At 49.7% G+C, this 8,868-nt stretch carries 11 protein-coding genes and 1 tRNA gene; 1 reads left to right on the forward strand and 11 read right to left on the reverse strand.

Going from position 1 to position 8,868, the window contains the following annotated elements:
- Window positions 1-177: 177 nt before the first annotated feature.
- The 4 genes from VB081_RS08570 to VB081_RS08585 all read right to left on the reverse strand — a co-directional run bounded on the left by VB081_RS08570 (window position 178) and on the right by VB081_RS08585 (window position 2,146).
- Complete coding sequence (locus tag VB081_RS08570) at window positions 178-1,020, reverse strand: anti-sigma-I factor RsgI family protein (RefSeq protein ID WP_323400408.1); 843 nt, start codon at window positions 1,018-1,020, stop codon at window positions 178-180.
- Window positions 1,013-1,492, reverse strand: coding sequence for a sigma-70 family RNA polymerase sigma factor (locus VB081_RS08575; protein ID WP_323400409.1), 480 nt, complete (start codon window positions 1,490-1,492; stop codon window positions 1,013-1,015). Before VB081_RS08575 ends, VB081_RS08570 begins: the two co-directional genes overlap by 8 nt.
- 11 nt (window positions 1,493-1,503) lie before the next feature.
- Window positions 1,504-1,941: a hypothetical protein gene (locus VB081_RS08580; protein ID WP_323400410.1), complete on the reverse strand. Its 438-nt coding sequence runs from the start codon at window positions 1,939-1,941 to the stop codon at window positions 1,504-1,506.
- Between the two features lie 128 nt (window positions 1,942-2,069).
- Window positions 2,070-2,146 (reverse strand) — tRNA-Arg (locus VB081_RS08585).
- A 159-nt stretch (window positions 2,147-2,305) separates the two neighbouring features.
- On the opposite strand from VB081_RS08585, the gene VB081_RS08590 reads away from it, so the two are divergent.
- The gene (locus tag VB081_RS08590; RefSeq protein WP_323400411.1) at window positions 2,306-2,860 is read left to right on the forward strand and encodes a phosphatase PAP2 family protein; all 555 of its coding nucleotides are present in this window, start codon (window positions 2,306-2,308) and stop codon (window positions 2,858-2,860) included.
- Here VB081_RS08590 and VB081_RS08595 read toward each other — a convergent pair.
- From VB081_RS08595 to VB081_RS08625, 7 genes are all read right to left on the reverse strand, one after another.
- The gene (locus VB081_RS08595) at window positions 2,836-3,048 is read right to left on the reverse strand and encodes a heavy-metal-associated domain-containing protein (RefSeq protein WP_323400412.1); all 213 of its coding nucleotides are present in this window, start codon (window positions 3,046-3,048) and stop codon (window positions 2,836-2,838) included. The two genes, VB081_RS08590 and VB081_RS08595, sit on opposite strands and share 25 nt — an antisense overlap.
- Before the next feature lie 9 nt (window positions 3,049-3,057).
- Entirely contained in the window at window positions 3,058-3,876 is an 819-nt protein-coding gene (gene srtB / locus VB081_RS08600) for a class B sortase (RefSeq protein WP_323400413.1), read from the reverse strand.
- 72 nt (window positions 3,877-3,948) lie between these two features.
- Entirely contained in the window at window positions 3,949-4,716 is a 768-nt protein-coding gene (locus VB081_RS08605; RefSeq protein WP_323400414.1) for a hypothetical protein, read from the reverse strand.
- An 18-nt stretch (window positions 4,717-4,734) separates the two neighbouring features.
- Window positions 4,735-5,994 (reverse strand): diaminopimelate decarboxylase, encoded by a 1,260-nt coding sequence (locus tag VB081_RS08610; RefSeq protein WP_323400415.1) that lies wholly within the window; start codon window positions 5,992-5,994, stop codon window positions 4,735-4,737.
- Window positions 5,995-6,022: 28 nt separating this feature from the next.
- Complete coding sequence (locus VB081_RS08615; RefSeq protein WP_323400416.1) at window positions 6,023-6,793, reverse strand: metallophosphoesterase; 771 nt, start codon at window positions 6,791-6,793, stop codon at window positions 6,023-6,025.
- Window positions 6,794-6,924: 131 nt separating this feature from the next.
- Window positions 6,925-8,073: a hypothetical protein gene (locus VB081_RS08620; RefSeq protein WP_323400417.1), complete on the reverse strand. Its 1,149-nt coding sequence runs from the start codon at window positions 8,071-8,073 to the stop codon at window positions 6,925-6,927.
- A 5-nt stretch (window positions 8,074-8,078) separates the two neighbouring features.
- The coding region (locus tag VB081_RS08625; RefSeq protein ID WP_323400418.1) for a dihydropteroate synthase at window positions 8,079-8,868 on the reverse strand (790 nt) is incomplete at its 5' end.

Genomic DNA, 8,868 nt, shown 5'->3' on the forward strand with positions numbered 1-8,868 from the left:
GCTTCGCCTTCGGCTCGCCCTTGCATGAATCAACCCCAGGGTGCCTTCTCTTTGCCCTCCAGGTAAATTCACCTTGCCGGTGGGGGCTATTCTTGGTGTGCCGAACATATAAAAATGCCTCTATTATGCGTTTTGTCTTGTTTCACTGTTAATGAACAGTAAGTGCCGCTTCATGACCTATTCATGCTTTGCGCCATTCCCGCCTGAGCCGTGTCCATTTCCATTGTAATTTCCATTCCCATGATTGCCATCGTTACCATTGCCATTTCCCTGACCGCCCCCACTGCCTTGTCCTTGACCATCTCCGTTGCCCTGTCCTTGTGCATTATCCAAATCCTGATTCGCATTTCCATCCTGATGATGCCGTATTTCCTGCCGTATTTCTCTTGTGCTATGGTGGGCGTATTCCTCAACCGTAACAGTCGAATCGTACTCCTGCAATTCCTGAATTGCCTTGTACTTCCCGGGGGATATACCGTGTTGGTGTGCTTCGTTCCACTCATCGCCGTTCACGGCATAGCAAGCGGTGTTTTGTAGCCCAACAGCATTTTCTGCGTAGCTTTCAGATTGTTGTAAAAGGGTTTTCTGTTGTATCCCATCGTTGCTTTGCACGGCAAATACAATATCCGAGCCATCTTGCAAATACCCAAGTTTTTGTTCTGAACCTATAATTAGATTGAGCGCATCAGTATATTTTAAGTTTTGTATTTTAATCCCGGAAAGGACGGCTTCCCCATCCTCGTTTTTTGCGACAGCATCCACAACTCGATCAAACCTGTTCACAGAAAGTTCGATACTGGGATTCACGTCTATGCTAATATAAGCTGTTTGTGATGTGTACAGTACACCTCCAACTACCATTAGCACGAAGGCGCAGGCTACTCCAGCAACAATTCCCAAAGCACGCCCAAATGAGCGGGGTTTTCTCTGTGTTGTTTTTCTTGTGACAGCTTCTATTGTCTTTTGAACCAACTCATCTTCGGCCTTGATTTCAGAAAAAGCATCTTTTATTCTATTCACCCAGCTCACCTCCCAGCATCTGTTTTAATTTTTCCCTTGCGCGTCCCAGCCATGTATAGACCGTGTTTATGTTTTTTCGGATCAATCTGGATATTTCCGGCGCGGTATATCCCTCATAATAATGCAGGTAGACGACTGTCCTGAATTTTTGCGGAAGCGCCAAAACCGCTTCCAATGTTTCCCTGTTATCATCCAAAACAGTGGACGGCAGGAAATGCAGTTCGTCAATTGAAGTATTCCTGCGGGCGGAGTTCTTTAACACATCCTTACACCGATTGATACATACACGGATCAGCCACGCCCTGACATGGTTTTCATTTTCAAAGTTCTGTTTGCATTGTGCATATTTTAAGAAGACGTCCTGAAAGACGTCTTCTGTATCCGCATCGTTTTTAAGATACACGAAGCAGATTCTGCGAATATTGTCAGAATAGGTTTGTATCGTTTTCACAATATCTGCTTCGCTGCGCATAAATACCTTGTTTAGTGGTGCCGCCCACCATGGTGACCTCCACGGGTGCCGTTACCTGTACCATTGCCGCCCGTGTTTCCAGAGTTTTGACTGCCTGCATTCTTATTGCCTGTTTGACTCCCCGTTCCGTCTTGAGGCCTCTCACCATTGAACGGGCAATCATTATAGATGCATTCCCCACCATTCAACCGCGGACATTCCTCGTTGGGGCAATCCTGATAGTATCTGCAATTTTCATTGGCGCAAGCACCCGCCTCACCTGTAAGCCTAGGACAATCTGGATAGGTACATTGTGTTTTCTGCGGCACTGATTGTGATGTCCCTGCATTTTGTCCCTTTCCGCCGCCGTTCCTGCCGCCCCTGTGCGACGCGGCAAAGGCTGTCCCTGCCGCCAGCACGATGCAAAGCACCACGGCAATACAAACGATCACTTTAGTCTTTCTTCTCATTTTATCACACCTCCGTGAATTTAGTTTCACTATACATACGATTCAAAAGGTGTAATCCATTCAAATACTTTGCTAAAAATATAAAACAAATCCGAGCCCCCAGAAAGGGGTTCGGATTTTAGATGGTCTGGTGTGCCAGAAGGGATTCGAACCCCCGACCTCTTGATTCGTAGTCAAGCACTCTATCCAGCTGAGCTACTGGCACGACTATAAAATTTAAAGCTTTATTATTGTATAATAGAACACTTTAAAAGTCAATGTCTACGATCAAAAATACGATCGTCGATTTCTTTAGAAAATGTTTACTGTTTTTATGCGGCGAATACGATATAATATCCACAGACTTTTGAAACGGGGGCTTTTGATGCTGCAAAATCTGGATCGCGCAATGCTGCTATGGACTTCGGTCTCTTTTTCATGTTATTTTCTCAATATACTGATGCCGGCATTTTCCGTGATCAACGACAACGGATTTATTTGGCTGCTTCTCGGCGCTCTAATGCTGCTCGATAAAAAAATGCGCAAGGCCGGATGGATGATGCTTCTTTGTATCGGACTTTCGTATATTCTTGGCAATCTGATTTTAAAGGAACTGGTGATGCGGCCGCGGCCGTTCGAACAGTTTGGCGTTTCGCAGCTTTTGATCTCGCCGCCGGACGATTATTCCTTTCCTTCCGGGCATACGTCTTCCTCGTTTGCCGCGGTGACTATGCTTTTTCTAACCAAGCAAAAAGCGCGCACCACAGCAGCGGTCTACGCGCTTCTTATTTCTTTTTCACGGGTATATTTGTTTGTACATTTCCCGTCAGACGTCCTGCTAGGCGCAATACTCGGCATTGCATGCGCATACATTACGTTTGCCATGTTCGCTTGCTGCAAAGCGCCAAAACAACTTTACGAATCGATCGAGATCACCTGATATCCCGCGTTTTCTACCGTTTCTTTGAGCAGCGCGTCGCTAACGTCGCCTGCAACGTCAATGCTCGCTGTTTTGGCCTCTAAATCGACCTTGGCAGTTACGCCATCCAGCTGGTTCAGTAGCATTTCGACACGGCCGGAGCAATGGCTACAAGACATTCCTTCGATCTTCATTGTTTTATGCATCATTCATTCTCCTTATTTTTCCAGTACGGCCTGTACCACATAGCGGTTTTCGTCCTGTCCTCTTACACATGTGGAAAGCGTTATGATGTTATCCTGTGCGCTGAGCTCCACATCCGTCTTATAGGGGGAGCGCCCGCGCATTTTTTTTAAGTATTGCTCATAATTCTCGTCGCTTGCAAAGCCCATGGTATACGTTTCGTCTACCTCGTTTACCGTATACGCCGAGAATATCTTATATTCGTTCACGCTGCCATCCTGCAGATAAACATATACCGTGTCGTTTTCCCTGAAAAACGCATCGCTTTCGTATTGGTTCAGCGTTCCAAACATAGAGCCGTCATTCATACGGTGTCCATAGATGATCGTATTCTGGTCAGAAAAATCCGGGGCATTCTGATAATCGAGGAAAATCGCGCCCGCGCGGTATTCTGTTTTATCCACATTGTGCGAAATATAATAATCGTTATCTTTGCCAATCACGATCGGATAATCGATCTTGGTGTTAGGCATGTATATCCAGCCGACAACATCTTCATTGATCGCTTTTAAGGCGGCAAAATCGATCTTTCTGTCCCGCGGGTCGTCACTTGCCCCCTCTGGCTGTGCCGACGCTGCGGCCACTTCCTTCAATTTGTCATAAGCTCCTTCGCTCGCCCAGTCTTCGCTCTTGATATCAAAATATTGCACCAGAGAAAATACGAGAACAACCGCGGCAATTACAATAACGACCCACGAAATCACTCCGCTGCGTTTTTTGCGCGGCGTGCTCTCCTGCGTCTCCGGCATTTCCTGCTTATTTTTCTCCGGCTCTTCTCCAATTTTATTTGCCATAAAACTCCTTTTTTTCCGTTTATTTCCTACTATATATATAAACAGAAAACGTATTTGCTAAGCACCCGCATATCAAATCCCGTAGGCGGGAAGACTACTTGTCTGCGTGTTGTCGTAGACGAAATCAACGGCATAATTGCCCTGTCCGTCTAAAAACAGCGTGATATAGACGATGTTGTCGCCCACTCTGCGCCACGCATACTGAAAACCTGCCGTCCTGTTGCGCAAGACAGCGTCCGTGATATCTTCCTGTGTAAACTCGCCCACCATTGCCATATCCATCATATCGCCCGTCGGGCTTAACGACCACAGATGGATGTTCGCAGTCCCGTATTTTTGCTGCGTTGCATGAAGCAGCGCTGTAAACTCTTTTACGATCAGCAGCGGTGTGATGGTTTTTAAGTCCCCGCTGTAAAAATAATTGACGTAATCGTTCTTTCCGTTGCTGCCAAAGGCGAGGATCACCCCGCCGTCTTTGCCCATGAACGGCGTTTCTTTTAAGTACGTTCCGTCTGCCTGCACACTATAGGATGCGTCTGCGTCTGCCTCGGGAAGCGTCAACGCGCTTTCGCCGGAAAGCAAACTTTCCGGATCGACCAGCAGCTCAAAATCCTCATCGCCACGCTGCGCGCTATACGTTTCCTCGGGCTGCGGCGTTTCTTCTGCTGTCTGCGGCAAGGTGGGAAGCGGCCTTGGGCGCTTTGTGGGGGTGGGCGCCGCTTCTGTCTGCTGCGCAAGCACACTTTCGCCTATATCGTACAGCATGCCGCACGAGCAGCACAAAACGAGTATGACAGCCGTCATACACAAAATGCACACCCGTTTTTTCCACTTATCCATTTTGTTGATCGCCTTTTCTTACTTGTTGAACAAATCCATAAAATCGAATGTTGCAAAATAATCTTCCGGCGTTTCGGCACGGCGAATGAGCTGCGTCGTTCCGTCCTCTTTTAAGAGCACCTCCGCACTGCGAAGCTTTCCATTGTAGTTATAACCCATCGCAAAGCCGTGTGCGCCCGTATCGTGGATCACCAGCAAATCGCCCCTGTCGATCTCCGGCAGCATACGGTCGATGGCAAATTTATCGTTGTTCTCGCACAGACCGCCTGTTACATCATACTTGTGGTCGTGCGGCGCATCTTCCTTGCCCATTACCGTGATGTGGTGATAAGACCCGTACATCGCGGGACGCATCAGGTTTGCCGCGCACGCGTCCACCCCGATGTATTCCTTATAAGTATGTTTTTCATGGATCGCACGCGTGACCAGGCAGCCGTACGGCCCAAGCATGAAGCGTCCAAGCTCTGTGAAGATAGCGACGTCGCCCATCCCGGCCGGCACAAGCACATCTTCAAACGCGGCTTTGACCCCTGCGCCCACCTTTAAGATATCGACAGGCTCTCCTGTCGGTTCGTAAGGGATACCGACCCCGCCCGACAAATTGATGAAACGGATATCCGCACCTGTTTCGTCACGCAGTTTGACCGCGAGCCCGAACAGGATACGCGCAAGCTCCGGATAATAGTCCTCTGTCTGGGTGTTGCTGGCGAGAAACGCATGGATACCGAATTTTTTCGCCCCCAGCACCATAAGCTCCCGGTAGGCGGTGACCATCTGGTCGTACGTCATGCCATACTTCGAGTCGCCCGGGTTGTCCATGATGCCGTTTGCCGTCTGAAATTTCCCGCCCGGGTTGTAGCGACAGCAGATCGTTTCGGGGATGCCCGCGACCTCATTTAAAAACGCCACGTGCGTCAGATCGTCTAAATTGATGATCACGCCCATCTCTTTTGCCAGCTGAAAATCCTCCGCCGGCGTATCGTTTGAAGAAAACATGATCTCGTGCCCGGAAAAGCCGCACGCGCGCGACAGCATCAACTCCGTATAGGATGAACAATCCATGCCGCAGCCTTCTTCTTTCAGTATCTTCATGATGACCGGGTTGGGCGTCGCCTTGACCGCAAAATATTCCTTGAACCCTTTGTTCCATGAAAACGCTTCGTTCATACGCCGCGCGTTTTCGCGGATGCCTTTTTCGTCGTACAGGTGAAAGGGCGTTGGATATTTTGCCGCGATCTTATCAAGCTGCTCTTTGGTCACAAACGGTCTCTTCTCCATCTTGTACTCCTTGACGTACTAAAAAATTTTATGCAAGATCCTTTGGATTTGGCTCGATGTATACCGCAACCAGCTCCGGCGGATTGTTGATCCTGATTTTCGGGTAGCCGCTCGACCCGAGGCCGCGGCTGATGATCATGGTCGTTATGCCGTCCGTGAATTCACCCTGCACATACTTGGGCATGAAGCCTTGCCCGCTCATGGCGAACGTGCCGATCTTGGGGAAGCGTATCTGTCCCGCGTGGGTATGCCCGGACAGCACAAGGTCGATATTTTTATGCAGGTACAGCGGATAATACTCCGGCCTGTGGGCAAGGAAAAGATTAAACCCGCTCGTTTGGGAGAACACCCCCACCGAATCGAGAACGTCTACCCCCGAAAAGGAAACGTCGTCCATGCCCGCAATGTTGATCTCGTTGCCGCCGGCACGCACCTTTTTAAGGTCTCCGCCCCGCAGTACCGTAACGCCGTATTCCTGCATAATATCTTCGATCTGTCCATCAAAATTGCGCTCGTGGTTGCCTGTGACAAAATAGGCCGGGGCAATGCCCGCCAGCGTGCGCGCAAACTGCTTGGTGTAGCGCGCGTCGATCCCTTTTTGGTGTTCGTGCGCTACCATATCGCCCGTGATTGCAATAATATCCGGCATCAGCTTTTCTACCTTATGGAACAACTGGCCGTTGCGGATGCCGAATTCCTTTTCGTGCAAATCGGAAAGGTGCGCCACCACCACACCGCTTGTTACTTTATCGCTCAAAATCCCGTAGGATGTCGTTTGTACCGTATTGTTATTGAACATTCCTTTTCCTTATCTGTTTGACTGTGGTCAATTTCCATTGGAAATTGATTTTATTATAGTATAAAAAAGGCTTGGATTCAATCAATCGGTATGTCCTAAGCATTAATATTTTGTAAAAATTACCATTTTTCTTACCAAAGGAGGGTTGATGATCCAAACCAAAGGAACACAAGGCCACATTCCAGCGCTGCGGACGCTATGACCGCCGTGATCGCGAGCCACTTTTTATTGATGTGAAAAAGCAGGTCTGTGAAGGCAAGCATGAACAAAGCGTTGCACGCGATGTAGCGCGGTATGGATTGCAGGCGTACAGAAACGGGGATCAGCAGCAGCGCAAACGCCATGCCCGCTTCCGCGTATCTTTTTTTGTATACCAGAAAGCAGCACAGTGCAAGTCCCGCGAGCGCGCAGACGGCAAAAAAGATCTGCCGTGCCTTACCCGAGGCAAAGCCGTTCGCAATGGTGACAAACGGATTGCCGATCGACCCTTCCCACGCGCTTTGTACGTGCACGAACGCCAGCGGGTCGCCCGTGCGCGTCCACAAAAAAAGCATAAACAGCACAAGTCCGGCGGCAGTGAGCACCGCACCCAGTATCGCGTCTCTTAACTTGCCCTTATGCTGCCCTTTGCGGTGATCGTACAGCAACTGGATGAGCATACCAAGCAGCAGCACAATGCCTGTATTTTTTGTGAGCGCCAGAAAAAAGCCAAAGATTCCCGCAAATAGATATTGCCGTCTGTGCAGGAATAGCAGTCCGCCCGCAAACAGAAAGAGATACAACGATTCTGTATAGTAGCTCGCGAAATAAAACGTATAGCAGCCGAGCGAAAACAGCACGCACAGCACGACCGCCTGACGCATATTTGCGCCGCGCGTTTCGAGTACATACCGCATCAGCAGGGCAAGCGCCCCCGCCTGAAAAAGGATATTTAAAACAAAACCTAGAATGTTGATGTCGAGACCCGTCAGAAAGTTTGCACCACGCACGATCAGGCTGAACAATGGGAAGAACGCCCAGTTGACAAGCCCGCCGCCATAATCAGCGCCCCACGTGTATCCCTGTGTGGTGATGCCCTGATACCACTCCGCGTCCCAGATGTTGAGTGCCTGCAAAAACGTTCGCGTATCTCCCTGAACGCCGGCATATCCGCAAAAAAGCAAAAACAGCAGCAAACGGGAAAGCAGCACGATCAGCAATGAAAAAAGGCAAATATTCCGTATGGAATATTTGCTCTCTTTCAGCCAGCCATAAAATCCCGTCTCTGCACGCAGTTCCATGTTGTCTACGCTTCCGTTTCCCGGTAAGCCGTCAGATAATTCATACAGTATTCGTCTTGCCCCAAAAGCATTTGCGTCGCACAAAGGTGGAGCTTCATCGCATTGTTTGTAATATCCATGATGGGCGCGTCCATGCCCTCGCCCATTGCGCACGCAAGGAATGCCTGGTTAATGATGCCGCGCTTAGGCAGCCCGAACGAAATGTTGGAAAGCCCGGCAAGAAGGTGCACGTCCGGATATGCTTCGCGCAGGATGCGCGTCGCTGTGAGCGCTTCTTTGGGCGCGTCCCAGCCCGTCGCAGCCGCTTCCACCACGATATCCACATAGATATCGCTGTCCGAAACGCCTTCCTTGCGCAGTATTTCGATCAGCTTTTGCGCGTTGCTCACCCTGCGCTCCGCTGTTTTGGGTATGCCGTCCCCATCGAGCGGCATGGCTACGATACCCGTCTTATACTGCTTTACAAGCGGAAGCACGCCCTGCATACGCTCGTCCTCCAGCGTCACGGAATTGATAATAGCATTTTTGAGCTCCACCTGTTCAAACAGATACGCAAGCGCTTTTGGGTTGGTGGAATCCGCCATGATGCCGCAGTCGGGCGCTGCCTGACGCGCAAGCTTTGCCGCCCACACAAGCGTTTCTTCCTCGTTTTCGCACATACCCGTGTTGATATCGAGATAATGTGCGCCCGCTGCCGCCTGGCGCGCGGCAAGGCCGGCTACAAACTCTTCGTTTTTTGCGCTCATCGCCTCGAGCGTCGAGGGAATGGAGCTGTTGAGTTTTTCTCCAATAATG

The sequence above is a fragment of the Christensenella sp. genome (genome assembly GCF_034927525.1).
Lineage (GTDB): Bacteria > Bacillota > Clostridia > Christensenellales > Christensenellaceae > Christensenella.

Excerpts from the sequence above, each read along its gene's own strand:
- VB081_RS08615 (WP_323400416.1), bottom strand. The coding sequence starts at position 6,793 with ATGTTCAATAACAATACGGTACAAACGACATCCTACGGGATTTTGAGC.
- srtB (WP_323400413.1), bottom strand. The coding sequence starts at position 3,876 with ATGGCAAATAAAATTGGAGAAGAGCCGGAGAAAAATAAGCAGGAAATG.
- VB081_RS08610 (WP_323400415.1), bottom strand. The coding sequence starts at position 5,994 with ATGGAGAAGAGACCGTTTGTGACCAAAGAGCAGCTTGATAAGATCGCG.
- VB081_RS08620 (WP_323400417.1), bottom strand. The coding sequence starts at position 8,073 with ATGGAACTGCGTGCAGAGACGGGATTTTATGGCTGGCTGAAAGAGAGC.
- VB081_RS08590 (WP_323400411.1), top strand. The coding sequence starts at position 2,306 with ATGCTGCAAAATCTGGATCGCGCAATGCTGCTATGGACTTCGGTCTCT.
- VB081_RS08595 (WP_323400412.1), bottom strand. The coding sequence starts at position 3,048 with ATGATGCATAAAACAATGAAGATCGAAGGAATGTCTTGTAGCCATTGC.
- VB081_RS08605 (WP_323400414.1), bottom strand. The coding sequence starts at position 4,716 with ATGGATAAGTGGAAAAAACGGGTGTGCATTTTGTGTATGACGGCTGTC.
- VB081_RS08575 (WP_323400409.1), bottom strand. The coding sequence starts at position 1,492 with ATGCGCAGCGAAGCAGATATTGTGAAAACGATACAAACCTATTCTGAC.
- VB081_RS08580 (WP_323400410.1), bottom strand. The coding sequence starts at position 1,941 with ATGAGAAGAAAGACTAAAGTGATCGTTTGTATTGCCGTGGTGCTTTGC.